The organism is Streptomyces fulvoviolaceus (assembly GCF_000718165.1).
Classification (GTDB): domain Bacteria; phylum Actinomycetota; class Actinomycetes; order Streptomycetales; family Streptomycetaceae; genus Streptomyces; species Streptomyces fulvoviolaceus.
In genome coordinates, this window is the sequence record NZ_JOEY01000043.1 from 17,258 (window position 1) to 42,171 (window position 24,914).

The window sequence follows — 24,914 nt, forward strand, 5'->3', positions numbered from 1 at the left end:
TGACCCGGATTTGGTTACGCAGAACCGCCATGAGTGGTTTACGGTTCATTCATACGTGGCGACGGGGTGGATCCACTCGTCCTCCGACGCCACCGCTTACTGCCCTGGCTGGCCTCCCCCGTCCAGCCAGGGCTTTTTCATGCCGCGAAGAGTCAGCCCGTCCGCCGAGGTGCCCCGGACGGCGGCAGCCGCTGAAATGGGCGTAGGCACAACACCGGAATCCATCGCCGGCGAGGAGCCCCGCGTCATGACCAAAGCGATAAAACTGCTGATCGCCCTTCCTCCACCCCAGCGTCAGCGTCTGATGACGCTGGCCCGGGAGGTCTCCTTCCCCGAGGACTCCCACATCTTCGAGGCGGGAGGGACGGCCGACCGCTTCTGGGTCATCCGCTCCGGCGCCGTCTCCCTCACCCAGCAGGTGACGTCCCACCAGAAGGTGACCGTCGCCAGTCTCGGCGCCGGCGACCTGCTCGGCTGGTCCTGGCTGTTCCCGCCGTACCAGTGGGACTTCGGCGCGGAGGCCTTCAGCCCCGTACGCGCCTACGAGTTCGACGCGGCGGCGGTGCTCGGACTGTGCGAGGAGGACCAGCAGCTGGGGATGATCCTGGTCCGCAGCGTCGCCGAGATCCTCGCCCACCGGCTGGAGAAGACCCGGGGCAAGCTCATGGAGCAGTACGGGACGCATCGGCGCGGCGTCCTGTAACGCGCGGGGCTTCAGACGCGGTAACGGCGCAGGGCCGGCACCGCGAAGGCCAGGCTCAGCATCACGGCGACGACCAGGAGCCCGCCGCCGACGACCGCGGTGCGCGCGCCGAAGGCCGAGCCCGCCGTGCCGTGCAGGACGTCGGCGAGGCGCGGGCCGCCCGCGACGACGACGGTGAAGACGCCCTGCATACGGCCGCGCATCTCGTCGGTCGCGGCGGACAGCAGGATCGCCCCGCGGAAGACCATCGAGACCATGTCGGCGACGCCTGCCACCGCCAGGAAGACCACAGCCAGCCACAGACTGCCGCTCAGTCCGAAGCCGGTGATGGCGACGCCCCAGGCGACGACCGCGCCGATGACCATCCAGCCGTGGCGGCGGGCCCGGGAGAACGTGCCGGAGAGCAGCCCGCCGAGCACCGCGCCGATGGGGATCGCCGCGAAGAGGAGACCGAGCGCCAGTCCCTCGCCGTAGGGGGCGTACGTCTCGGAGGCGAGTTGCGGGAACAGGGCGCGGGGCATGCCGAAGACCATCGCGATGATGTCGGCGAGGAAGGACAGCAGCAGCACCTTGTGCGCGGAGATGTAGCGGAAGCCGGCGACGATCTCCCGTACACCCGCCCGGCGCGCCGCCGCGGCCGCGAGCGGCGGCAGCGAGGGCAGTTTGTACACCGCCCACACCGTGACGCACAGCGCGAGGGCGTCGATGAGATACAGCTCGGGCAGGCCGATGACCGGGATGAGGACGCCGGCGAGCAGGGGGCCGACCACCTGACCGGTCTGCATGACGGTCGAGCCGAGGGCGTTGGCGGCGGGCAGCTGCTCCTCGGGGACCAGCCGGGCGATGGAGGCGTTGCGGGCCGGGGCGTTCAGACCCCAGAACGCCTGCTGCACCGCGAGCAGCACCATCAGGACCGCCACCGAGGCCAGTCCGGTGACGGCCTGGAGCCAGAACAGCACCGAGGTGACGGCTATGCCGCTGTTGGTGATCAGAAGGAGCTTGCGGCGGTCCATGCTGTCGGCGATCGCCCCGCCCCACAGCGCGAACACGATCAGCGGCAGCAGGCCCGCCATGCTCGCGGCGCCGACCCAGGCCGAGGAGCCGGTGATGTCGTAGACCTGCTTGGGCACGGCGACGGCGGTGAGCTGGCTGCCGACGGCCGTGACGATGGTCGAGGTCCACAGGCGGCGGTAGGCCGGGATGCGCAGCGGGCGGGTGTCCATCGCGAAGCGGCGCCATCCGCGCCGGGCCGGTTGCGCCGTCTCCTTCGCGGGCGGCTGCGAATCGGTGCCGGTGCTGCTCTCACTCGTGTCCACGGGCTTCCTGGGTGCTCGTTACATCTTTCGGGTCCGGGGTTCACTATCGCAGCACCGTCCAAGCATGCGGGATCCGCAATCTCAGCTTGTGGACTGCGCGTTGTGGACTTCACGCCCCGGCCACAAGCGCGACCCCGAGGACGACCATCGTCGCGGCCACCAGTCCGTCCAGCACCCGCCAGGCGGCCGGCCTGGCCAGGAAGCGACCCAGCAGCCGCGCACCGAAGCCGAGTGCGGCGAACCAGCACACACTGGCGAGTGCGGCCCCCAGCCCGAAGGTCCAGCGCAGCTCGCCCCGGTCGGCCGCGATGGAGCCGAGCAGGAACACGGTGTCGAGGTAGACGTGCGGGTTGAGCCAGGTCATCGCCAGACAGGTCAGCACCGCCCGCCGACGGGAGCCCGCCGCCTCACCCTCGGCCCGCAGGGCGGCCCCCGGCCGGAACACCCGACGGGCGGCGAGAGCGCCGTAGCAGAGCAGGAACGCGCCACCGATCCAGCCGACCGCGTTCAGCGCCCCGGGCCACGCGACCACGACGGCGCCGACACCGCCGACACCGAGGGCGATGAGCAGGGCGTCGGACAGGGCGCAGATGCCGACCACGGCGAGAACCGCGTCGCGGCGGATCCCCTGGCGCAGGACGAAGGCGTTCTGGGCGCCGATGGCGACGATGAGCGAGAGGCCGGTGCCGAATCCGGCGGCCGCGGCGGCGAGAGAAGCGGACATGGCATCGACGCTAGGGAATCGATCACTGCGCGTACAGCTAAAGATTCTTACGTACCATTAGCCGTCGTGATGACGACCGAGCTTCCCCTGGACCAGGTACGCACACTGCTCGCCGTGGTCGACGAGGGCACGTTCGACGCGGCGGCGGCCGCCCTGCATGTGACGCCCTCCGCGGTGAGCCAGCGGGTGAAGGCCCTGGAACAGCGCACCGGCCGGGTGCTGCTGGTGCGCACGAAACCCGTGCGGCCGACCGAGTCGGGCGAGGTGGTCGTGCGGTTCGCCCGGCAGCTGGCCCGGCTGGAACGGGACACACGTGCCGAGCTCGGCATGCGCGGCGAGACGGAGCCGACACGGGTCTCGATCGCGGTGAACTCGGACTCCCTGGCGACGTGGTTCCTGAGTGCCTTGACGCGTGTGCCGGAGCAACCACGGCTCTGTTTCGAGCTGCGCCACGAGGACGAGACCCGCACGGCGGAACTGCTGCGGGAGGGCCTGGTGATGGCCGCGGTCACCTCGTCGCCGGATCCCGTGGCCGGCTGTTCGGTCCGCGCCCTGGGCCGGTTGCGCTACCTCGCGGCGGCGAGCCCGGCCTTCGTCGAGAAGCATCTCGACGGGCCGCTGCGCGAGGCGCTCCCGGACGCTCCGGTGATGACCTTCGACCGGAGCGACGAGCTCCAGGACGCTTTTGTCCGCCGGTTGCGCAGGGGCCGGGGCGGGGCGAGTGCGGTACGGCACTCCGTGCCCACGTCGGAGGGCTTCGTCGAGGCCGTCGCGGCGGGCCTGGGCTGGGGACTGGTCCCCGAGGTACAGGCCGACCCGCTGCTCCGCGCCGGCCGCCTCGTCCCCTTGGCGCCGGATCGCTTTGTCGACGTACCGCTGTACTGGCAGCAGTGGAAGCTGGACTCACCGGCGCTGGCCGCCGTGGCCGAGGCGGTGGTGGCGGCTGCCGCCGAGGCGCTGCGCGCCCAGGGGACGTTTTGAGAGTCCCACACAGCACCCACGGGCGTTAACGGTCGCCCGCCCAAGCACGGCCCGGGACCGGCCAGCGCCGACCGCGCACCCCTCGTCGCTCACCGAAGCCGACCGTCACGAGTTCTGCGTTTGACGACAGCCCGGCACGGGGCTGCACTGGATTCATGGACGCTGCGGCGATTCCGTCCTAGGGAGAGCAGCGATGACAACCCTGGAGAGTTTCAACCTTCTGCAGCCGTACAAGATCGCCGAGGAGACGTTCGTCATCCCGTGGGCCCTCGAGGCCCCGCCGGTCGGCCACTTCCCGATGAACTCGATGGTGATCCGGGGAACCGAACCGGTCCTCGTGGACACCGGGGCGCCCGCAGTGCGCTCCCAGTGGCTGGAGGCAGCCTGGTCCATCGTGGATCCCCTGGACGTACGGTGGATCTTCCTCACCCACGACGACCGCGACCACGCCGGCAACCTCCTGGCGGTCCTCGCGGAATGCCCGAACGCGACCCTGCTGACGACATGGTTCTCCATCGGACGCATGGCCGACGAGTGGGAGACCCCCATCAACCGGTGCCGCTTCATGACCGACGGCGACACGATCGACGCGGGCGATCGCACCCTGGTCGCCAAGCGACCACCCCTGTACGACAACCCCACAACCCGCGCCCTCTTCGACCCGAAGGCCAACGTCCTGTGGGCCGTAGACACCTTCGCCACGAACGTGCCGACCCCTATGCCCGAAATGGCGGCGCTGTCGCCAGACGAATTCCGCGACGGCCAGTTCTTCGGCGGAAGCCTGGTCTCCCCCTGGGTCACCCTGGTGGACGCCCAAAAGTTCGGGACGGTCGTCACCGACTTCCAACACCTGAACGCCGAGGTCATCGCCGGCTGCCACTGCCCGGTCCTCCGCGGAGCCCAGATCCCCGAGGCCTACGACCTCCTCCGCCAGCTCCCCGGAATCCCCCCGTGGGAGGAGTTCACCCAGACCGACCTGGACCAGTGGATGGCGGTTGCCGAGAGCTCGGTTCCGCCGGAGCAGCCGCGGCCGTCGGGGACGTGAGCGGCGCTGCCGCGCGGCGTTGGGATCTGCTGCACTCCGGCGCCTACGACCAGAAATCTGCCGCTCGGCCAGGCCGTGCTCAGAACCGGGGTCCGTGTCTCGCCTTGTACCGTGATGATCTCGGTGCGGGGCGAGGGGAGACAAAGGCGATGGGGGCTGCGTACTACCGCGCCGACAGTGAGAACGGCGACCGGATCGACGACCCGTCCGAGGACGCGCTGTTCATGCTGATCGACGACCTCAACGGTTCAGACAACACCTTCGTCGTCATCCAGCCCGGCGAAGACGACCCGGCCTGGTTCACCTCCGTCGCGGTCCTGGACGAAGGCGGCTACGAGGTGGTCCGCCGCGACACCACCCGCCGCGAACACGACATCGCCACCGAGACCAGCATCGCCCAGATCGCCCGCGACCTCACGATCTGGATGGCCGCCCGCGACTTCCCCGGAGGGCCCACCCAGCACAACAGCAACTTCTAAGACACGCCCTGGACCTCCGGTGGCGGCAGCCGGGTCTCGGCGCTGTCCAGCAGCATGTCCAGGGCCGTCGGGTAGGCGCTGGTGACCATGCGGGTGGCGAGCAGGGGTGCGGCCTCGGCGATGCGGGGGTGAGTTTCCCGGGGCAACCGCGCGTAGGTCGAGCGCCACATGTCCTCGTCGGCGTGCTGCGAGGCGCTCGGCAGGGCCAGCGAGGCGGCGTCGAGCGCGGCGAAGGCCAGGGTCTGGTCGATGAAGGCGTGGTAGATCCGCACGGTGTCCGGCAGCGGGAACCCGGCCGTGCGCAGGACGTCCAGGACCGCTTCGTCGGCGGCCAGTTCGTTCGCGCGGCCGGTGACCCTGCTCGTGGTCAGCAGTGCGGCCTGCGGGTGGGCGACGTAGGCGCCATGGATGCGCAGCCCGACGGCGCGCAGGTCCGGCCGCCACTCCCCCGTGGGCCGCCAGCCCTCCAGCGCCTGGCCGATGAGCGCGTCACCGATGGCGAGTGTCAGGTCGTCCATGCCCCGGAAGTACCGGTAGAGCGTGCTCGGGTCGGCGTCCAGGGCGAGGCCCAGGCGACGGGCGGTGAGGCCCGCACTGCCGTGTTCGCGCAGCATGCGCAGCGCCGTCTCGACGATCAACTGCTCGGACAGCACGGTGCCGCTCTTGGTGGGCCTGCGGCGGCGCCACTTCTCCTCGGGCACGACCTGTTTGGGCACCCCGGCCTCCTTATGCCAACGGCATTGACCTTATGCGGGCCCGCGGCGTTGTATCGACCGCGGGGCCCCACGTCTTCGACCGTCAGCAGAGGGAGACCTGTCATGCGTGTACTGCTCGTGGGAGCCGGTGGTGTGGGCACCGCCATCACCCGGATCGCCGCCCGGCGGCCGTTCTTCGAGGCGATGGTCGTGGCCGACTACGACCCGGCGCGGGCCGAGGCGGCGGTCGCGGCTCTCGGCGACGACGGGGTCCGTTTCCGTGCCGAGCACGTGGACGCGGGCGACGAGGCGGCCGTGGTGGCACTCCTGCAAGAGCACAGCTGCGACATCCTCCTCAACGCCACCGACCCACGGTTCGTGATGCCCCTGTTCCGGGCGGCGCGAACGGCAGGCGCCGACTACCTCGACATGGCGATGTCGCTGTCCCGGCCGCACCCCGAGCGGCCGCACGAGGAGTGCGGGGTCAAGCTCGGCGACGAGCAGTTCGCGCAGGCGGACGACTGGGAGAAGACGGGTGCGCTCGCGCTCGTCGGCATGGGCGTGGAGCCGGGGCTGTCGGACGTGTTCGCCCGGTACGCGGCCGACGAACTCTTCGACGACATCGAGGAGATCGGCATCCGCGACGGTGCGAACCTGACCGTCGACGGCTACGACTTCGCGCCGTCCTTCAGCATCTGGACCACCATCGAGGAGTGCCTCAATCCGCCGGTGGTCTACGAGGCCGACCGCGGCTGGTTCACGACCGAACCGTTCAGCGAGCCCGAGGTGTTCGACTTCCCGGAGGGCATCGGCCCCGTCGAGTGCGTGAACGTGGAGCACGAGGAGGTACTGCTCGTCCCACGCTGGGTCGACGCACGGCGGGTCACCTTCAAGTACGGCCTGGGCCGCGAGTTCATCGAGACGCTCAGGACGCTGCACCTGCTGGGCCTGGACCGCACCGACCCGGTGACCGTGCCCAGTTCCGCCGGCCCGGTCGCGGTCTCGCCCCGGGACCTGGTCGCCGCCTGTCTGCCCGACCCGGCGACGCTGGGCGAGCGGATGCGCGGCAAGACCTGCGCGGGCACCTGGGTGCGGGGGGTGAAGGACGGGATGCCGCGCGAGGTGTACCTGTACCACGTGGTCGACAACCAGTGGTCGATGGCGGAGTACGGCAGCCAGGCGGTGGTGTGGCAGACCGCCGTCAACCCGGTCATCGCCCTCGAACTCCTCGCCACCGGTGCCTGGTCGGGCTCGGGCGTCCTCGGCCCGGAGGCCTTCCCGGCCCGGCCCTTCCTCGACCTGCTGACGGCGTACGGCTCCCCCTGGGGCATCCGGGAGCAGTGACCCCGTCCCGGACACGTCCCACAGGACCCGGTTGTTTCACCACGCATCGACAGGTGACCCGGAAGCGAGTAAATCATCCACGAGGGCACATACGACGTCGATCGCAGGTGACTTTGATGGACAACTGGCGAGCCCGTGCCGCGTGCCGCCACGAGGACCCCGACCTCTTCTTCCCGATCGGTACCACCGGCCCGTCGCTGGTGCAGACGGAGCAGGCCAAGTCGGTCTGCCGGCGCTGTCCCGTCCGGGAGCAGTGTCTGCAGTGGGCGCTGGACACCGGGCAGGGCATCGGTGTCTGGGGTGGCACCAGCGAGACCGAACGCCGTGCGCTCAAGCGGCGCGCGGGCGCCCGGAGGAGCTCCGGCTGAACCGGCGGCCGATCGCTCCTCGCGGACCGGCGGGCGTCTAATGATCTGCGTGCTGCCCGTGCGAGGTCTCGGGCTGCCGTATCCACGCGGCCAGTAGCCGAAGCGCCTCTTCGGAGCTGGAGCCTGCCTCGGCGGTGTAGACACTCAGCCGCTGGTCCGGGTCGGCGGGCAGGGTGAGGGACTCGTAATTGAGGGTGAGCGGGCCGACGATCGGGTGGTGGAAGTGTTTGCTGCCATGCGTGTGCCGATGCACGTTCTGGTCGGCCCACCAGCGGCGGAAGTCCTCATCCGCGATCGAGAGTTCGCCTACGAGTTCGGCCAGCAGTGGATCGTGGGGATGGCGTCCGGCGTCGCGCCGGAGCGAGGCGACAATGTCCTGGGCGTGGGTGTCCCAGTGGGTATACAGCGAGCGGGCGGTCTCGTCGCAGAACATGAACCGCACCAGGTTCCGCTCGCGGTGCGGCAGCGCGTCGAAGTCGGTGAGCAGCGCACGTGCCATCTGATTGGACGCGAGTATGTCCAGTCGCCGCCCCAGCACAAGGGCGGGGGTGTGCTCAAGGATCCGGAGCAGGTCGCGCAGCCCCGGGCGGACCGGCTGCGGACGCGTCGCCGTGCGGCGGGGCCTGTCTGCGGTGGGCTTGGCGAGCTGGAACAGATGGGTGCGTTCGACGGGATCGAGGCGTAGCGCGCGGGAGATGGCGTCCAGCACGGACTCGGAGACGTTCAGTCGGCGTCCGCGTTCCAGGCGTACGTAGTAGTCGACGCTCACGCCCGCCAGTTGCGCGATCTCTTCGCGGCGCAGTCCTGGCACTCGCCGAGAGCCGCCGTCGTCGGACAGGCCCGCCTGGCGCGGGGTGATCCGTGCCCGCCGAGAGCGGAGGAACTCACCGAGAGCTGCGTTGCGGTCCATGCCGTTCACGATAGGGCCCAAGTTCGCCCCGGCGGCCCGCGAAAGGGGGCCTGGCAGTCCCCCGGTCCGGCTGTCCCCGGGGCGAAGCGGCCCCCCCGGAAGTCGATCAGCAGCCGATTCCGGTGCTGAAGTGGAACGTGTCGAGACCGACCGGGGCCCAACCGCCCCGGTCGGCCTCTGTTCGCATCGCACGAAGGGAACTCCTGTGTCGGACACCAAGACATTCCTGATCACCGGCGTCAGCACCGGCCTGGGCCGCGCACTCGCGCGCGGCGTTGGCCGCGGGCCACCGGGTGGTGGGCACGGTGCGCACGCCCGCCGACGCACGGGCCTTTGAGGCGCTCGCCGGCGACGCGCACGCCCGCATCCTGGACGTGACCGACCATGACGCGGTGGACACGGTCGTGGACGAGACCGAGCGCGACCTGGGTCCGGTCGACGTACTCGTCGCCAACGCCGGGTACGGCCATGACGGCCTCTTCGAGGAGTCGTCGATGGATGACCTTCGCCGTCAGTTCGAGGTGAACCGTCTACGGAACCGTGGTGGTGATCAAGGCCGTGCTGCCGCACATGCGGGAGCGCCGTTCGGGCCACATCATCGCCGTCACCTCGATGGGCGGGCTGATCACCATGCCGGGCCTCAGCTTCTACCACGGCAGCAAGTTCGCGGTGGAGGGCATCCTCGAAACGCTCGGCAAGGAGGTCGCCGATTTCGGCATCCATGTCACCGCGGTCGAGCCGGGCAGTTTCCGGACCGACTGGTCCGGCCGCTCGATGATCCGCGCACCCCGTGTGATCGCCGACTACGACGAGCTGTTCGAGCCGCTGCGCGCCCGGCGCATCCACGGCAGCGGGCACCAGCCGGGCGACCCGGACAAGGCCGCGGCCGCGGTGCTGCGCATCGTGGCGGCCGACCGGCCGCCGACACGCCTGCTGCTCGGCACCGACGCGCTTCAGCTCGTCCAGGCCGGACGCGACGCCTTCGAGCGCGACCTGCTGGCATGGGCCGAGCTGTCGGCCTCCACCGACTTCGACGACGTCAGCCGGTCCGCCTGACGTCACTCGCTGTCGGGCCGGCCCCCAGCGCGGGGCCTCGACGGCGGCCGTCATCACCCAGCTGGCCCGCTCTTGGTCCCTCCCAGCCGGACCTGCTCGTAGCCGTTCACGCCACCCAGCGCCTCCTGGTAACCGAGTGGAGGTCAAAACTCGAGCTAGGGCTTGTTCGGCTTCCCCGGCGTGTACAGCCAGATCTGGAACAGGTCGTCCAGGTTCTTCCCGGACACCCGCTCCGCCAGCCGGACGAACTGCGCGGTCGTGCCGTTGCCGTTACGGTGCTCAGCCGCCCAGGCCCGCAGGATCCGGAAGAACGCCCGGTCCCCCACGGCCTTCCGCAGGACGTGCAGGGTCATCGCACCGCGGGCGTAGACGGGGGTGCCGAAGATGTTGGCGCCGCTGCCGGGGTCGCCGGGCGGGAACTCCCAGAGGCCGTCGCTCGCCGGACGCGCATACAGCGCGTCGAAGGCCTGCTGGGCGCTGTCGCCGCCGTGCTGCTCGTCGTAGAGCCACTCCGCGTAGGTCGCGAAGCCCTCGTTGAGCCAGATGTCCTTCCAGGAGGTGAGGGAGACGGAGTCACCGAACCACTGGTGCGCGCTCTCGTGGACGAGGGTGCTCAGGCTCGGTGCCGAGTCGTACACGGGGCGGGTCTGGGTCTCCAGCGCGTAGCCGACGTTCGGGGCGCGGTCCACGATGGACCCGGCGGCGCGGTAGGGGTAGGGCCCGAAGAGCTTGCTCTCCCACTCCAGGACGGACGGCAGCTTCTTCAGTACGGGCGCCGCGTCGGCGGCCTCGCGCGGGTCGACGGCGTTGTAGACCTTGATGCCGTCGCGGGTGGTGAACTGCTCCACCTGGAACTTGCCGACGGTCGCCGTGGCCAGGTAGGCGGCCATGGGTTCGCTCTGGCGCCAGCGGAACGTGGTCTTCCCGTGCGCGGTCCGCTCGCCGAGCAGGACTCCGTTGGCGACCGCCGTGTGCCCCTTGGGGACGGTGATCGTGAAGTCGTACGACGACTTGTCCGTGGGGTGGTTGTTCGCCGGGAACCAGGTCATCGCGCCCTGCGGCTCCCCGGCGACGAAGGCCCCGTCGTCGGTGGGGATCCATCCGTCGAGCGAGCCGTCCGGGTCGGTGACCGGACCCGGGGTGCCCTTGTAGGTGACGGTGACGTCGAACCGCTGGCCCTTGCGCAGGACATGGCGCGGGGTGACGACGAGCTCCTGTCCGTCGCGGCTGAAGTCGGCCTTGGCGTGGTCGACCGTGAGGCCGGTGACCGTCAGGCCGTTGAAGTCGAGGTCGAAGCGGGAGAGCCGCTGGGTGGCACGGGCGGAGATGACCGCCTTGCCGACGAGGTGACCGGTGCCGGGGTCGTAACGGAGCGTCAGGCCGTAGTGGCCGACGTGGTATCCGCCGTTGCCGGCGAGCGGGAAGTAGGGGTCGCCGACGCCGGACGAGCCGGCCGACGGAGGTGCGGCGGCGCCCAGAAGCGCCACGAGGGCTACGGGGACGGTTGCGACAACGAAGGTGCGTCTGACGGCCTCTGGCACGTGCGCTCCTACAGGTGGGGGTGGGCAACGGCTTCACAGTAGAGGCCGCCCTCCCCGCATCTCGACCTCGATCAGGTCAAGTCGCGCCGCGTCCCGCGAAGCCCTCCGCAGTACGCTCCCGACACACCCACCTGCGCAGGAAGGCCCCACCGTGAGCGTTCGCGTGCGTCGCGTCTACGAAGCCCCCGAGCCGGAGGACGGCCTTCGCGTCCTGGTCGACCGGCTGTGGCCGCGCGGCCTGTCGAAGGACGCGGCGCGGGTGGACGAGTGGCCGAAGGGCCTCACTCCGTCCACCGAGCTGCGGCGCTGGTACCACACGGGCGAGGGGTCGTACGAGGAGTTCAGCCGCCGCTACGAGGCGGAGCTCGCCACTCCGGAGGCGACCGAACTACTCGGCCACGTACGCGAGTTGACCGGCAAGGGCGCGGTGACGCTGCTGACCGCCTCGAAGACCCCCGAGCAGAGTCACGCCTCCGTGCTGGCCCGTCTCCTCCAACCGTGAGGAGACGGGCCGTTCGGCTTGCTCAGGCGGTCTGCTTCGCCGCCGCCCGCCCGGCCGCGCGCCCCGAGAAGAGGCAGCCGCCGAGGAAGGTGCCTTCGAGCGCGTTGTAGCCGTGGACGCCGCCGCCTCCGAAGCCGGCGACCTCGCCCGCCGCGTACAGACCGTCGAGGGGCTTGCCGTCGGTTCCCAGGGCACGGGAGTCGAGGTCGGTCTGGATGCCGCCGAGGGTCTTGCGGGTCAGGGTGTGCAGCTTGACGCCGATCAGAGGGCCCGCGGCCGGGTCGAGGATGCGGTGCGGGGAGGCGACACGGCCGAGGCGGTCGCCGATGTAGCGGCGGGCGTTGCGGATGCCCTGTACCTGGGAGTCCTTGCTGTAGGGATTGGCGATCTGCAGGTCGCGGGCCTCGATCTGACGCCGGATCCCGGCGGCGTCGAGAAGCGCCTTGTCGGTCAACTCGTTCATCTTGTAGACGAGTTGCTCCAGGTCGGGGGCGGTCACGAAGTCCGCACCCTTGCGCAGGAACGCGTCGACCGGCCCCGGCGCTCCCTTGCCCAGCACGCGCTCCTTCAGGAAACCGGCGCGGTCCTTGGCGGTGATGTCGGGGTTCTGCTCGGAGCCCGACAGCGCGAACTCCTTCTCGATGATCTTCTGGGTGAGGATGAACCAGGAGTGGTCGTACTCCGCGATGTCCTCGGTGGTGCGCAGGTACTTCAGGGTGCTGAGGGTGTCGTAGCCGGGCAGGCACGGGTCGGGCAGGCGGCGGCCGAGGGCGTCGAACCACAGGGAGGACGGGCCGGGCAGGATGCGGATGCCGTGGCCCGGCCAGATCGGGTCCCAGTTCTGCAGGCCCTCGGTGTAGTGCCACATGCGGTCGCGGTTGACCAGCCGTACGCCCGCGCCCGCGCTGATGTCGAGCATCCGGCCGTCGACGTAGGCCGGTACGCCGGTGACCATCTCGGCGGGCGCGGTGCCGAGCCGCTCGGGCCAGTAGCGGCGGACGATGTCATGGTTGGCGCCGATGCCGCCGGTGGTGACGATCACCGCCCGTGCGGTCAGCTCGAAGTCGCCGACGCGGTCGCGGTTGGACTTCACACCCCGGGCCGAGTTGTCCTCGGCCAGGACGGTGCCGCGCACCCCGTGGGCCGTGCCGTCCTCGACGACGAGCTCGTCGACCTGGTGCCGGTGGTAGAAGGTGAGCAGCCCGTCGCGCGCGGCCTGCTTGGCGTAGTCGACGAACGGCTCCACGACTCCGGTGCCGGTACCCCAGGCGACGTGGAAGCGGGGCACGGAGTTGCCGTGTCCGTCGGCCCTCAGGTCGCCGCGCTCGGCCCAGCCGACGGTCGGCAGGAACTTGATGCCGTGCCCCTCCAGCCAGGACCGCTTCTCCCCCGCCGCGAACTCGACGTAGGCGCGCGCCCAGCGCACCGCCCAGGAGTCCTCGTCGTCGACCCGGTCGAACTGCGCGCTGCCCTGCCAGTCGTTCCAGGCGAGGTCGAAGGAGTCCTTGATGCCCAGGCGCCGCTGCTCCGGGGAGTCGACGAGGAAGAGCCCGCCGAAGGACCAGAACGCCTGGCCGCCGAGGTTGGCGGCGTTCTCCTGGTCGACCAGGGCGACCCTGCGGCCCCGGCTGGTCAACTCGTGCGCCGCGACCAGACCCGCGAGCCCCGCTCCGACGACAATGACGTCGGCATCCATGGCGACCGTCCCTTCCTCATACGGTTGTGTCGCTGCCGTCGGTGAGCAGCGCGGTGAGCAATTGCTTGAGCCAGACCCGGGCACGCTCGACGTCCCCGTCCAGCAACAGTTGAGTGGTGACTCCGTCGTACGCGGCCACGACGGCGTGTGCGGCACCGTAGACGTCGCCGAGCACGGCGCGCAGTGGGGTGTGCCCCCGCGCCAACCGGTCCGCGATGGCCTGCCGCAGCCGCGCCCGGTGCTCCAACAGGGTCCGCGCGACCTCCGGTTCGCGGGCGGCGTGCACCAGGAAGTCCGTCTTCACCAGGAGCCAGTCCCGGTCGAGGAGCAGCACTTCCGTGACCCGGTCGACGGCGGCGGGTACGTCGAGCCCCGGTCCGTCGAGGGCCAGCGCGTCCGCCACCTGCTCGGCGATCAGGTCGGCGCGCTGCCGGTACAGGGCGAAGAACAGCTCGTCCAGGCTGTCGAAGTTCGAGTAGAACGCGCCCCGGCTGTAGCCGGCGGCCTCGCAGACCTCCTCGATCGAGACCCGCCCGAAGCCCTTGGCGGCGAAGACCGAGAAGGCTGCGTCCAGGAGATTGGCCCGCGTGCGGACACGACGCCTGGTCACGCGCCCGGTCGTCTGCTCCACCGCCATGTCCGGCCCTCCGTTCGATACGCGAATGTATCCGATACAGCGGTGTATCGAAAGAGTCGGCCGGTCGGGAGATTTTCCGGCCGACCGACGGATTAAATGGGAACAGATGTTCGAATAAGGAGTACGCTGGATCCATGACCACGCACCTCCAGGGCTCCCTCTTCGACCAGACCGACCAGCTACGGCTCGGCTCCCTCACCGGGGTGCGCCGCACCGAGCTCGGCCTCGGCGCCTGGATCGACGTACTGCCCGGGTGGCTCGCCGGCTCCGACGCCCTGTTCGAACAGCTGGCCTCCGAGGTGCCGTGGCGTGCGGAGCGACGCAAGATGTACGACCACGTCGTCGACGTACCGCGGCTGCTCGCCTTCTACGGCGCGGGCGACGCGCTGCCGCACCCCGTGCTGGAGGAGGCACGCGAGGCGCTCACGGCGTACTACGCCGACGAGTTGGGCGAACCGTTCACCACGGCCGGGCTGTGCCACTACCGCGACGGCCGGGACAGCGTCGCCTGGCACGGCGACCGCATCGGGCGCGGTGCCCGTGAGGACACGATGGTCGCGATCCTCTCCGTGGGCTCGCCCAGGGACCTGCTGCTGCGCCCGATGCGCGGCGGCGACACGGTCCGCAGACCACTGGGCCACGGCGACCTGATCGTGATGGGCGGCTCCTGCCAGCGGACCTGGGAACACGCCATCCCGAAGACCACGCGTGCCGCGGGGCCGCGCATCAGCATCCAGTTCCGCCCGCACGGCGTGCAGTGAGGCAGAGAGGCGGCTGCTTCGGCTGCGCGCAGGGGGCTGCCTCCGGCGGACGGTGCCGGAGGCAGCCTCGCCCCCAGGTGTGACCGGTACCCGCCGCTCCGGATCGCGTGATCATCTGCTTTGCTGTGAGCGTCGGGGGCAGGACCTCAGCGGGCGGGACGATCATGCAGGCGAACGTGCGGCAAGTCGCGGACGGCACCTACCTGGTGCACGGCAGCAACACCAACTGGGTGATCCTCACCGAGGGGGATGCCGTCACGCTGGTGGACACGGGCTACCCCGGGGACCGGGAGCAGGTCCTCGCCTCCCTTACGGAGGTGGGGAGTTCACCGGAAGCGGTCACGGCCGTCCTCGTCACGCACGCCCACAACGACCACTTGGGCTCCGCCGAGTACCTTCGCAGCACCTACGGCACGCCCGTGTACCTGCACGAGGCCGAACTGCCGCACGCGCGCCGGGAGTTCCTGCACCAGGTGTCCGTCGGGACGGTCCTGAAGAACGGCTGGCGGCCCGGTGTGCTGCCGTGGGCGGTGCACGCGATCCGCTCGGGCGGCACGGCCCATGTCCCGGTCGCCGCCCCCGAGGCGTTCCCGGCAACGGGCCCGCTCGACCTGCCCGGCAGCCCGGTCCCCGTGTACACGCCGGGCCACACCGACGGGCACAGCGCCTTCCACCTCCCCGAGCGCGGAGTGGTGATCTCGGGCGACGCCCTGGTCAGCGGTCACCCCACCTCACGGATCAAGGGCCCACAGCTGCTGCCGGACATGTTCCACCACGAGCGCGCCCGGGCTGTGGCCTCGCTCGACGCGTTCGAGGGGCTGGAGGGCGACCTGCTGCTGCCGGGGCACGGGCCCGTGCATCGCGGTCCGGTCCGTGAAGCGGCACTTCAGGCCAAGGAGCGCGCACTCTAAGGTGAGGTGACGATCACCGGAGAGGCAAGGACACCCCGCCCATGGCACTGCAGATCAGCGCGACCAACCCGGAGCACCCCGCGCTCCTGCTCGAACTGCCGTGGCACCTGCCTCTGGAGGAGTGGCCGGAGGAGATCCTCGTCCCGCTGCCGCGCGGCATATCGCGCCACGTCGTGCGCTACGCCCGCGCCGGCGACGAGGTGATCGCCGTCAAGGAACTCGCCGAGCGTCCGGCGCTGCGCGAGTACGAGCTGCTGCGCGACCTGGACCGGATCGGCATCCCCGCGGTGGACCCGCTGGCCGTGGTCACCGGACGCACCGACGCCGACGAGGCTCCGTTGGAGTCCGTGCTGGTCACCCGGCATCTGGGCGGCTCGATGCCGTACCGGTCGATGTTCGAGACCACCATGCGGCCCGCCACCATGCACCGGCTCATGGACGCGCTGGCCGTACTGCTGGTGCGTCTACACCTCGCCGGGTTCGCCTGGGGCGACTGCTCGCTGTCCAACACACTCTTCAGACGCGACGCGGGCGCCTACGCCGCGTACCTGGTCGACGCGGAGACCGGCGACCTGCATCCGCAGCTGAGCACCGGACAGCGCGACTACGACCTCGACCTGGCCCGGGTGAACATCAGCGGCGAGCTGCTCGACCTGGAGGCGTCCGGCGCGCTGCACCCCTCCGTGGACCCGATCGAGTTCGGCATGGAGATCTGCGCGCGCTACCGGGGACTGTGGGAGGAGCTGACCCGCACCTCCGTGTACCCGGCGGGCAAGTACCACTACATCGAGCGCCGGATCCGCCGCCTCAACGACCTCGGTTTCGACGTGGCCGAGATGCAGATCGAGCACGCGCCGAACGGCGACACGGTCACGTTCGTGCCGAAGGTCGTGGACGCGGGCCACCACCAGCGCCAGCTGCTGCGGCTGACCGGCCTGGACACCGAGGAGAACCAGGCCCGGCGGCTCCTGAACGACCTGGAGAGCTGGATGGCCACCCAGGACGACTACGCCCCGGGCGACCCGCTCGGCGCCCGCCCCGAGGTACTCGCCCACCGCTGGGTGCGGGACGTCTTCCGGCCCACGGTGCGGGCGGTGCCCCTCGAGATGCGCGGCTCGGTGGACCCGGCCGAGATCTACCACGAGCTGCTGGAACACCGCTGGTACATGTCCGAGCGCGCGCAGCACGACATCGGGCTCGACACCGCGGTCGATGACTACATCAAGAACATCCTTCCCACGGCGCGGGAGACGCTCCAGCCGACCGCCTCGGAGTGAGTCAGGCGTGGGGGACCACGGCCACCGGGCAGTCCGCGTGGTGCAGGACGCCGTGGGCCACCGAGCCGATCCGGGCGCCCACGGCGGTACGGCGCGCCCGGCGGCCGACGACCATCAGCTGGGCCCGGCCGGCCACCGACAGCAGCACCTGCCCTGCGCTGCCCATCTCGACGTGCTCGACGACCGGGACGCCAGGGAAGCGTTCCCGCCACGGCTGCAGGGCCGCGGACAGGGCTTTCTTCTCGTACGGCTCCAGGCCCCCGGCCTCGTCGAGGAGCTTCATCGAGCCCGGACTGTAGGCGAACACCGGGGGCAGGGTCCAGGCCCGTACGGCACGCACCGTGGCCCCGCGCGCGGCCGCCGTCTCGAACGCGAACCGCAGCGTGTCGGCACTGTCCTCCGGATCGCCCTCCTGGCCCACGACGATCTCCAGGCCGGCGGCCTCCGCGGTGGCCCGGTCCCCGGCGCGCACCAGGACGACGGGCCGGACCGCCTCGGCGATCACCTGCTGGCCCACCGAGCCGAGCAGGAAGCCGACGACCGGCCCGTGGCCGCGCGAGCCGAGGACCAGCAGCTCGGCCTCCGCCGCCGCGGCGACCAACGACTCGACGGTGTCGCCCTCCAGGACGTCACCGGACACGTCGAGTCCGGGGTGACGTGCCGTCACGGTACGGACGGCCTCGGCCAGCGTGTCCCGCACCCATCCGCCCTGCGTGTCCGGGTCTCCGGCATCGATCGCCTCGTACGGCTCGAACCGCCAGGCGTGCACCACCCTGAGTGCCGGCCCCCGCCGGACCGCCTCCCGCGCCGCCCAGTCCAGTGCGGCGCGGCTCTCCTCGGTTCCGTCGATCCCTGCGGTGATCGGGCGGGTCATGCGGCGGCCTCCCTGTTCGCGGTCACGTCCGTCATGGCCAGTCTTCACTACGCTGCCCCCATGGCTTTGGAATGGGAGCAAGTCAACGTGGACGCGACCGACCCCGCGGCTCTCGGGCGCTGGTGGGCCGAGGCGCTGGGCTGGGTGGTGGTGGGCGACGCGCCGGACGAGTTCGAGATCCGGCCCGAGAAGGACCGGCTGCCGGGGCTGATCTTCGCTCCGGTCCCGGAGGCGAAGGTCGTCAAGAACCGACTTCACCTCGACTTCCGCCCGGACGACCAGGAGGCGGAGGTCGCCCGTCTCCTCGCCCTCGGCGCGCGTCACGCCGACGTCGGCCAGAGCGGTGATGAGCCGTGGGTGGTGCTCGCGGACCCCGAGGGCAACGAGTTCTGCGTGCTCGGCCCGCGCCGCGGCTGAGGCCCCGGCGGGGGCTCCGGTTATACCTGCGCGAAGCGGGACGATCGAACATACGATGGGCGGGAACCGGGCCGGTGACGACGGGGACGCCGTGCCCTGATCGCGACCTCTCGGGGTGGGAGACGTATGGCACAGGCCGCCGACACAGCGCGGACCGTCATCTTGACCGTGGACGACGACCCGGGAGTGTCCCGCGCCGTCGCCCGCGACCTGCGGCGGCGCTACGGGGCGTCGTACCGGATCGTGCGCGCGGAGTCCGGCGAGTCCGCGCTGGAGGCGCTGCGTGAGCTGAAGCTCCGCGGTGACCTCGTGGCCGTGATCCTGGCCGACTACCGCATGCCGCAGATGAACGGCATCGAGTTCCTCGAACAGGCCCTGGACGTGTACCCGGGCGCGCGACGGGTGCTGCTGACCGCGTACGCGGACACCAACGCGGCGATCGACGCGATCAACGTCGTCGACCTCGACCACTACCTCCTCAAGCCGTGGGACCCGCCGGAGGAGAAGCTGTATCCGGTCCTGGACGACCTCCTGGAGGCGTGGCGGTGCAGCGAGTACCGGCCGGTGCCCGCCACCAAGGTGATCGGGCACCGGTGGTCGGCACGCTCCTCGGACGTGCGGGAGTTCCTGGCCCGCAACCAGGTGCCGTACCGGTGGTACTCCACCGACGAGCCCGAGGGGCAGCGTCTGCTGGCCGCCGCGGGGCAGGACGGACAGCGGCTGCCGGTGGTGATCACCCCGGACGGCACTCCCCTGGTCGAGCCGGAGGCGCCCGATCTCGCCTCCCGGGTGGGGCTGGCCACGACGCCCACCGCGGACTTCTACGACCTCGTCGTCATCGGCGGCGGCCCGGCCGGGCTCGGGGCCGCGGTGTACGGGGCTTCGGAGGGGCTGCGGACCGTTCTCGTGGAGCGGTCGGCGACCGGCGGCCAGGCGGGGCAGAGCTCGCGCATCGAGAACTACCTGGGCTTCCCCGACGGTGTGTCGGGTGGGCAGCTCACCGACCGGGCCCGACGGCAGGCGGCGAAGTTCGGCGCCGAGATCCTCACCGCGCGCGAGGTGTCGGGTCTGGAGATCAACGGCGCGGCACGCACCGTGCGTTTCTCGGACGGGTCGGCGGTCGCCGCGCACTCCGTGATCCTGGCGACGGGCGTGTCGTACCGGCAGCTGGAGGCGCCGGGTTGCACCGATCTCACCGGGTGCGGGGTGTTCTACGGCTCGGCACTGACCGAGGCGGCCTCCTGCCAGGGGCAGGACATCTACATCGTCGGCGGCGCCAACTCCGCCGGGCAGGCGGCGATGTACCTGGCCAGGGGCGCCAAGTCGGTGACGCTGCTGGTGCGCGGTGCCGACCTGTCCGCGTCGATGTCGCACTACCTGATCCAGCAGATCAACGAGGCGCCCAACATCTCGGTACGCGCGCGTACCGTCGTGGAGGCGGCGCACGGCTCGGACCACCTGGAGCAGCTGACCCTGCGCGACACGGAGACCGGGGAGACCGAACTCGTCGACGCGCAGTGGATGTTCGTGTTCATCGGCGCGGCCCCGCTGACCGGCTGGCTGGACGGCACGGTGCTGCGCGACGAGCACGGTTTCATCCTGGCAGGCCCCGACCTGACCCCCGACGGACGACCACCGGCGGACTGGGACCTGGACCGGCCGCCGTACCACCTGGAGACCAACATTCCCGGCGTGTTCGTCGCGGGCGACGCGCGCGCCGAGTCCGCGAAGCGGGTCGCGTCCGCCGTCGGAGAGGGAGCCATGGCCGTGATGCTCGTCCACCGGTATCTGGAGCAGTCGTGAGCGGGCAGTTGATGCCGTGCAGCCCGCAGGAGATCGGGGCGCTGTTCCTGTTCGAGAAGCTCTCCCCCGAGCAGTTGGGACAGCTGTGCGCCGCGGGCCGGGTGGAGAGGTTCGAGCCCGGGCCCGTCTACACCGAGGGCGAACCCGCCACCTGCTTCTACGTGATGATCGAGGGCACGGTCGTGCTGTCCCGCCGGGTCGGCGGCGACGACGTGGAGGTCAGCCGGACCTCGCAGCGCGGGGTGTACTCGGGGTCCATGCAGGCCTACCTGGGTGACCGGGTGCGGCAGGCGTACAACAACTCGATGCGCGTCACGGAGCCGACGCGATTCTTCGTGCTGCCCGCGGACGCGTTCGCGCGCTTCATGCAGGAGTGGTTCCCGATGGCGGTCCATCTCCTGGAGGGGCTGTTCTTCGGTTCGAAGAACACGCAGCGGGCCATCGGGCAGCGCGAACGGCTGCTGGCGCTCGGCTCGTTGTCCGCCGGACTGACGCACGAGCTCAACAACCCCGCGGCGGCGGCCGTACGGGCGACCGCGACCCTGCGGGAACGCGTGGGCAAGATGCGGCACAAGCTCGCCATCATCGCCCAGGGCTCCTACTCCCCCGAGGTCATGGCGAACCTCATCGACATCCAGGAGCGCACCGCCGAACGCGTCGCCAAGGCCCCCTCGTTGAGCCCACTGGAGGCCTCCGACCGGGAGGACGCCGTCACCGACTGGCTCGACGACCATGACATTCAGGAGGGCTGGCGGATCGCACCCACCTTCGTACAGGCCGGTCTCGACGCGGACTGGCTGGACCAGGTCGCGGCCGCCGTGGACGAGGAGATCCTGCCGAACGCGATCGGGTGGCTCAACTACACCGTCGAGACCGAGCTGTTGATGGACGAGATCAACGACTCGACCAACCGCATCTCGCACCTCGTCGACGCGGCCAAGCAGTACTCACAGCTCGATCGCGCGCCGTACCAGGTGGCGGACGTGCACGAACTCCTCGACAGCACGCTGCTGATGCTCTCCGGCAAGATCGGGCAGCAGATCAAGGTCGTCAAGGAGTACGACCGTACGCTCCCGAGGATTCCGGCGTACCCGGCGGAGCTCAACCAGGTGTGGACCAACCTGATCGACAACGCGGTGCAGGCGATGGAGAGCGAGGGGACGCTCACCGTGCGGACGGCGCTCGATCACGACCGGCTGCTGGTGGAGTTCCGTGACACGGGGCCCGGGGTGCCGAAGGAGATCCGCAGCCGGATCTTCGATCCCTTCTTCACCACCAAGCCGGTGGGCGAGGGTACGGGGCTCGGTCTGGACATCTCGTGGCGCATCGTCGTCAACAAGCACCACGGGAGCCTCCAGGTCGAGTCCTCGCCGGGCGACACGCGGTTCCAGGTCCTTCTGCCGCTCACCGCCGTTGAGAACGACAGTCCCGAGGAGGGCGAATGACTCGCATCGACGGAGTCGACCCCGGTGTGCCGCCGAGCGGCCGCGGTTGCGTGGAGTGCGACGCCGATGGCGGGTGGTGGTTCCATCTGCGGCGGTGTGCGCAGTGCGGGCACGTGGGGTGTTGCGACTCCTCGCCCGCGAAGCATGCGACTGGTCATTTCCGGGCCACTGGTCATCCCCTGGTGCAGAGCTATGAGCCGGGTGAGGAGTGGTACTGGAACTTCGCGACGAGTGAGATGTTCGAGGCGGGGCCTGAGCTTGCGGCGCCGGTCAGTCATCCTGCGGATCAGCCTGCGCCGGGCCCTGCCGGGCGGGTGCCGGAGGATTGGGCTCGGGTGTTGCGCGCCTAGAGGGTGGGGGTGTTCCGGCTGCGGGTAGTCCGCGGCTGGTCGCGCCCACGCGGCGGAGCCGCAGATCGATACAGCCCCGCGCCCCTGAGGATCGACTCGGGCGCTGTCAGTGGTGAGTGACAGGATTGGTTTCGTGCCGCAGACCTCTTTCACCACGCCGCTTATTGGTCGGGACGACGAACTCGATCGCCTCTCCCGTGTGCTGGGGCGTGCCCGGGCGGGTGAGGCACGTGCCGTGCTCGTCGCCGGGGACGCCGGAGTCGGCAAGACACGGATGCTGGACGAGGTGGCTGGACAGGCCGCGCGGGATGGGATGACGGTGCTCACCGGGCATTGTGTCGATCTCGGTGACGTCGGTCTGCCGTACATGCCGTTCACCGAGGTGCTGGGGGTGCTCGCGGGCGACGAGCGGTTCGCTGCCGTCCTCGGTGCGCATCCGGTGGTGGAGCGGCTGCTCGGGGCCGGGACGGACTCCGTGCGGGACTCGGGTGGGCGGCTCAGGCTGTTCGAGGGCATGGCGGGGCTGCTGGCCGACCTCGCGGACATCGCTCCGCTGCTGCTCGTCCTGGAGGACCTGCACTGGGCCGACCAGTCGTCCCGGGACCTGCTGCGGTTCCTGCTCAGCCGCGGCATCCTCCAGCGCGCGGCCGGTGGTGCGCCCACGCACCGGCTGGCGGTTCTCGCGTCGTACCGCGCGGACGATCTGCATCGCCGCCATCCGCTGCGCCCGCTGCTGGCGGAGCTGGTGCGGCTGCCTTCCGTGGAGCGGCTGGAGCTGCGGCCCATGGCCGACGCCGAAGTGACGCGTCTGGTGCGGGCCTTGCAGGACCGTCCCCTACCGGACACCACGGTCCGGCGGATCGTCGAGCGCGCCGAGGGCAACGCCTTCTACGCCGAGGAACTCCTCGCGGCCACGGACACCGAGGCCGGCGGCGTGCCCAGCGGCCTCGCGGACGTCCTCCTGATCCGCTTCGAGCAGCTGTCCGACACCGCCCAGCAGGTGCTGCGCACCGCCGCCGTGGCCGGGCGCCGCATCGAGCACGACCTGCTGCGGGACGCCGTACGGCTGCCCGACGAGGAGCTGGAGTCGGCGCTGCGTGAGGCGATGGGACGCCAACTGCTGGTCTCCGGCGACGGCGACACCTACTCCTTCCGCCACGCGCTCGCCCGCGAGGCGGTCTACGCCGACCTGCTCCCGGGCGAACGCTCCCGGCTGCACGGCGCGTTCGCCCGGCTGCTCGCCGGGCGGGGCCACCGGGCCGAGAGCGCGGCGGAGCGAGCCCATCACTACCGGGCGAGCCATGACCTGGCCGAGGCGCTCGCCGCCTCGGTGGAGGCCGCGGACCACGCCCAGCGGATCGGTGCGCCCGCCGAGGAGCTACGGCACCTGGAAGCGGCCCTCGATCTGTGGTCGGCGGTGGAGCAGTCCGCACGCCCCTCGAGCGAGGGCGTCGACCGGGTGACGCTCACCCTGCGGGCCTCGGCGGCGGCCGCGCACACCGGGGAGGCACACCGCGCGGTCTCCCTCACCCGGGCCGCGCTCGCGGGCGTCGGCCAGGACGCGGACTCCGAACTCGCCGCCCGGGTCCGGTACACGCTCGCCGGGAACCTGATGAGCGTCGACAATCTGACGGCCGCGTTCGCCTACAGCAGCGAGGCGCTCGCCATGATCCCGGCCGAGCCCCCGACCCGCACCTGGGTGTGGGCGGCGGCCACCCATGTCCTGGCGGCCCGGCATGTCGGGGAGAACGAGACCGCGCTGCGCGTCGCCCGCCAAGCCCTGCGCACCGCCGAACAGCTGAAGGTCGCGGACGCCCAGGCGGATCTGCTGATCTCACTGGCCATCCTCGAAGGGGGCGGCCGCCGCTCCCCGGAGGGACGGGAACGGCTGCGGCAGGCCCGGGAACTGGCGCGCCGTGCGGGCAACGCGCCGGTGGAGATGCGCGCGCTGTTCAATCTCGCCATCGGCTGTTTCGAGTCCGGTGACCTGGACGAGTGCCTGCCCCTGCTGACGGAGGGGCTGGACCGCGCCCGCCGCGCCGGGCTGGCGTCCTCGCCGTATCCGATGGAGATGCGCTATCTCCGGCTGCTGGTCCTCTACACGCTGGGCCGCTGGGACGAGTGCGTCCGCGCGGCGACCACCGACGCCGAGGTGCTGACCGCGGCCGGCGGCTACACCATCGCGCCCGCGCTGTACGTGGCACTCGCGCGGGGTGACTTCAAGGCCGCCGAACGCGCCCGCGCGCTGCTGGACGGGCCGTTCGACTGGATGGCCACGCTCGTCGCGGGCATCGTCCTGACCGATGCCGCTGCGTTGCAGGGGGACCCAGAGGGGGCCGTGGAGCGGGCGCGGTTCACGGTCGAGGCCCTCACCGACGACAAGGGCACGCCGCCCTATGTCACGGTCCGGCTGGCCACCCTCGCCCTGTCGGCGGTCGCCGACCGCGCCACCGAACTGCGCCTCACCGGTGACGAGTCCGGGGCAGCCAGGTGGGCGAAAACCGCGGGCGAACTCGTGGAACTCGCGCGGTCCACCGCCGTGCACGGCGAGGAAGGCAGACCTCAGGGCCCGGAGGGGCAGGCGTGGCTGGCCCGTGCCGAGGCGGAGTGGACGCGGGCCGTGTCCGGGCCGGACGCGGCGGCCTGGGCGAAGGCGGTCGCCGCGTTCGGCTTCGGCGACCTGTACGAACCGGCCCGTTGCCGACTGCGGTTGGCCGAGGCCCTCCTCGCGGCCGACCGGCGCGAGGAAGCTGCCGTCGAGGCCCGCGCGGCGCGCGAGACGGCCGCCCGGCTCGGCGCCAAGCTTCTGCTGGAACAGGTGGACGTCCTGATGCGTCGTGGCCGTCTGTCGGACACTCCGGCTGTCAAGGACCGTGCCTCGACGCTCACGGCCCGCGAGCAGGACGTGCTACGGCTCCTCGCGCTCGGCCGCAGCAACCGCCAGATCGGTGAGGAGCTGTTCATCAGCGGCAAGACGGCGAGCGTCCATGTGTCCAACATCCTCGCGAAACTGGGCGCCGCGAGCCGTACCGAGGCGGTGGCCGTCGCCTACCGCGAAGGCCTCATCACCCCGGAGTGA

Annotated in this window: 23 protein-coding genes and 1 pseudogene; 16 read left to right on the plus strand and 8 right to left on the minus strand. The window is 70.9% G+C overall.

The window, feature by feature from the left end:
- Positions 1 to 247 precede the first annotated feature (247 nt).
- Positions 248 to 703 (plus strand): cyclic nucleotide-binding domain-containing protein, encoded by a 456-nt coding sequence (locus tag IG08_RS0137425; protein WP_030613526.1) that lies wholly within the window; start codon positions 248 to 250, stop codon positions 701 to 703.
- A gap of 11 nt (positions 704 to 714) precedes the next feature.
- On the opposite strand, the gene IG08_RS0137430 is transcribed toward IG08_RS0137425, so the two are convergent.
- Complete coding sequence (locus IG08_RS0137430) at positions 715 to 2,019, minus strand: MFS transporter (RefSeq protein ID WP_030613529.1); 1,305 nt, start codon at positions 2,017 to 2,019, stop codon at positions 715 to 717.
- A gap of 109 nt (positions 2,020 to 2,128) precedes the next feature.
- Complete coding sequence (locus tag IG08_RS0137435; RefSeq protein ID WP_030613531.1) at positions 2,129 to 2,743, minus strand: LysE/ArgO family amino acid transporter; 615 nt, start codon at positions 2,741 to 2,743, stop codon at positions 2,129 to 2,131.
- A gap of 69 nt (positions 2,744 to 2,812) precedes the next feature.
- Here IG08_RS0137435 and IG08_RS0137440 point away from each other — a divergent pair, with 69 nt between their 5' ends.
- The 3 genes from IG08_RS0137440 to IG08_RS0137450 all read left to right on the plus strand — a co-directional run bounded on the left by IG08_RS0137440 (position 2,813) and on the right by IG08_RS0137450 (position 5,248).
- The gene (locus tag IG08_RS0137440) at positions 2,813 to 3,724 is read left to right on the plus strand and encodes a LysR family transcriptional regulator ArgP (protein WP_030613536.1); all 912 of its coding nucleotides are present in this window, start codon (positions 2,813 to 2,815) and stop codon (positions 3,722 to 3,724) included.
- Positions 3,725 to 3,917: 193 nt separating this feature from the next.
- Positions 3,918 to 4,769 carry an MBL fold metallo-hydrolase gene (locus IG08_RS0137445; protein ID WP_030613539.1) on the plus strand — a complete coding sequence of 284 codons (852 nt, stop codon included), beginning with the start codon at positions 3,918 to 3,920 and terminating at the stop codon, positions 4,767 to 4,769.
- Between the two features lie 149 nt (positions 4,770 to 4,918).
- Positions 4,919 to 5,248 (plus strand): hypothetical protein, encoded by a 330-nt coding sequence (locus IG08_RS0137450; protein WP_030613541.1) that lies wholly within the window; start codon positions 4,919 to 4,921, stop codon positions 5,246 to 5,248.
- Here IG08_RS0137450 and IG08_RS0137455 read toward each other — a convergent pair.
- Positions 5,245 to 5,964 carry a TetR/AcrR family transcriptional regulator gene (locus IG08_RS0137455; RefSeq protein ID WP_030613543.1) on the minus strand — a complete coding sequence of 240 codons (720 nt, stop codon included), beginning with the start codon at positions 5,962 to 5,964 and terminating at the stop codon, positions 5,245 to 5,247. The genes IG08_RS0137450 and IG08_RS0137455 overlap by 4 nt on opposite strands.
- A 102-nt stretch (positions 5,965 to 6,066) precedes the next feature.
- Between IG08_RS0137455 and IG08_RS0137460 the strand changes: the two genes are divergently transcribed.
- Both IG08_RS0137460 and IG08_RS0137465 read left to right on the plus strand, forming a co-directional pair.
- Positions 6,067 to 7,287 carry a saccharopine dehydrogenase family protein gene (locus IG08_RS0137460; protein ID WP_030613546.1) on the plus strand — a complete coding sequence of 407 codons (1,221 nt, stop codon included), beginning with the start codon at positions 6,067 to 6,069 and terminating at the stop codon, positions 7,285 to 7,287.
- Positions 7,288 to 7,403: 116 nt separating this feature from the next.
- A complete protein-coding gene (locus tag IG08_RS0137465) occupies positions 7,404 to 7,655 on the plus strand; it encodes a WhiB family transcriptional regulator (protein WP_030613549.1) in 252 nt (83 codons plus the stop codon).
- Between the two features lie 37 nt (positions 7,656 to 7,692).
- Here IG08_RS0137465 and IG08_RS0137470 read toward each other — a convergent pair whose 3' ends face one another.
- Positions 7,693 to 8,565: a helix-turn-helix transcriptional regulator gene (locus tag IG08_RS0137470; RefSeq protein ID WP_030613552.1), complete on the minus strand. Its 873-nt coding sequence runs from the start codon at positions 8,563 to 8,565 to the stop codon at positions 7,693 to 7,695.
- 205 nt (positions 8,566 to 8,770) lie between these two features.
- On the opposite strand from IG08_RS0137470, the pseudogene IG08_RS54765 reads away from it, so the two are divergent.
- Positions 8,771 to 9,621, plus strand: a pseudogene (locus IG08_RS54765) (oxidoreductase).
- A gap of 155 nt (positions 9,622 to 9,776) precedes the next feature.
- Here the strand turns inward: IG08_RS54765 and IG08_RS0137480 are convergent.
- Entirely contained in the window at positions 9,777 to 11,162 is a 1,386-nt protein-coding gene (locus IG08_RS0137480) for a M1 family metallopeptidase (RefSeq protein WP_030613554.1), read from the minus strand.
- 151 nt (positions 11,163 to 11,313) lie between these two features.
- Here IG08_RS0137480 and IG08_RS0137485 point away from each other — a divergent pair, with 151 nt between their 5' ends.
- A complete protein-coding gene (locus IG08_RS0137485) occupies positions 11,314 to 11,664 on the plus strand; it encodes a DUF488 domain-containing protein (protein ID WP_030613557.1) in 351 nt (116 codons plus the stop codon).
- 22 nt (positions 11,665 to 11,686) lie between these two features.
- On the opposite strand, the gene IG08_RS0137490 is transcribed toward IG08_RS0137485, so the two are convergent.
- A complete protein-coding gene (locus IG08_RS0137490) occupies positions 11,687 to 13,360 on the minus strand; it encodes an FAD-binding dehydrogenase (RefSeq protein ID WP_030613559.1) in 1,674 nt (557 codons plus the stop codon).
- A 16-nt stretch (positions 13,361 to 13,376) separates the two neighbouring features.
- The gene (locus tag IG08_RS0137495; RefSeq protein ID WP_030613561.1) at positions 13,377 to 13,997 is read right to left on the minus strand and encodes a TetR/AcrR family transcriptional regulator; all 621 of its coding nucleotides are present in this window, start codon (positions 13,995 to 13,997) and stop codon (positions 13,377 to 13,379) included.
- 134 nt (positions 13,998 to 14,131) lie between these two features.
- Between IG08_RS0137495 and IG08_RS0137500 the strand changes: the two genes are divergently transcribed.
- The 3 genes from IG08_RS0137500 (at position 14,132) to IG08_RS0137510 (ending at position 16,946) form a co-directional block, all read left to right on the plus strand.
- Positions 14,132 to 14,758, plus strand: coding sequence for an alpha-ketoglutarate-dependent dioxygenase AlkB (locus IG08_RS0137500; RefSeq protein WP_030613563.1), 627 nt, complete (start codon positions 14,132 to 14,134; stop codon positions 14,756 to 14,758).
- A 164-nt stretch (positions 14,759 to 14,922) separates the two neighbouring features.
- Positions 14,923 to 15,669 (plus strand): MBL fold metallo-hydrolase, encoded by a 747-nt coding sequence (locus tag IG08_RS0137505; protein WP_030613565.1) that lies wholly within the window; start codon positions 14,923 to 14,925, stop codon positions 15,667 to 15,669.
- 41 nt (positions 15,670 to 15,710) lie between these two features.
- On the plus strand, positions 15,711 to 16,946 hold the full coding sequence (locus IG08_RS0137510) for a DUF4032 domain-containing protein (RefSeq protein ID WP_030613567.1): 1,236 nt from the start codon (positions 15,711 to 15,713) through the stop codon (positions 16,944 to 16,946).
- Between the two features lies 1 nt (position 16,947).
- On the opposite strand, the gene IG08_RS0137515 is transcribed toward IG08_RS0137510, so the two are convergent.
- Positions 16,948 to 17,820, minus strand: a complete 873-nt coding sequence (locus tag IG08_RS0137515) for a universal stress protein (RefSeq protein WP_030613569.1) — start codon at positions 17,818 to 17,820, stop codon at positions 16,948 to 16,950.
- A gap of 60 nt (positions 17,821 to 17,880) precedes the next feature.
- On the opposite strand from IG08_RS0137515, the gene IG08_RS0137520 reads away from it, so the two are divergent.
- From IG08_RS0137520 to IG08_RS0137535, 5 genes are all read left to right on the plus strand, one after another.
- Positions 17,881 to 18,237: a VOC family protein gene (locus IG08_RS0137520; RefSeq protein ID WP_030613572.1), complete on the plus strand. Its 357-nt coding sequence runs from the start codon at positions 17,881 to 17,883 to the stop codon at positions 18,235 to 18,237.
- Positions 18,238 to 18,363: 126 nt separating this feature from the next.
- Positions 18,364 to 20,040 carry an NAD(P)/FAD-dependent oxidoreductase gene (locus tag IG08_RS0137525; RefSeq protein ID WP_030613574.1) on the plus strand — a complete coding sequence of 559 codons (1,677 nt, stop codon included), beginning with the start codon at positions 18,364 to 18,366 and terminating at the stop codon, positions 20,038 to 20,040.
- Positions 20,037 to 21,485, plus strand: a complete 1,449-nt coding sequence (locus IG08_RS0137530; protein WP_030613576.1) for an ATP-binding protein — start codon at positions 20,037 to 20,039, stop codon at positions 21,483 to 21,485. Before IG08_RS0137525 ends, IG08_RS0137530 begins: the two co-directional genes overlap by 4 nt.
- On the plus strand, positions 21,482 to 21,835 hold the full coding sequence (locus IG08_RS57715) for a UBP-type zinc finger domain-containing protein (protein ID WP_078655887.1): 354 nt from the start codon (positions 21,482 to 21,484) through the stop codon (positions 21,833 to 21,835). The genes IG08_RS0137530 and IG08_RS57715 overlap by 4 nt, the downstream gene beginning before the upstream one ends.
- 133 nt (positions 21,836 to 21,968) lie before the next feature.
- Positions 21,969 to 24,914, plus strand: a complete 2,946-nt coding sequence (locus tag IG08_RS0137535) for a helix-turn-helix transcriptional regulator (protein WP_030613578.1) — start codon at positions 21,969 to 21,971, stop codon at positions 24,912 to 24,914.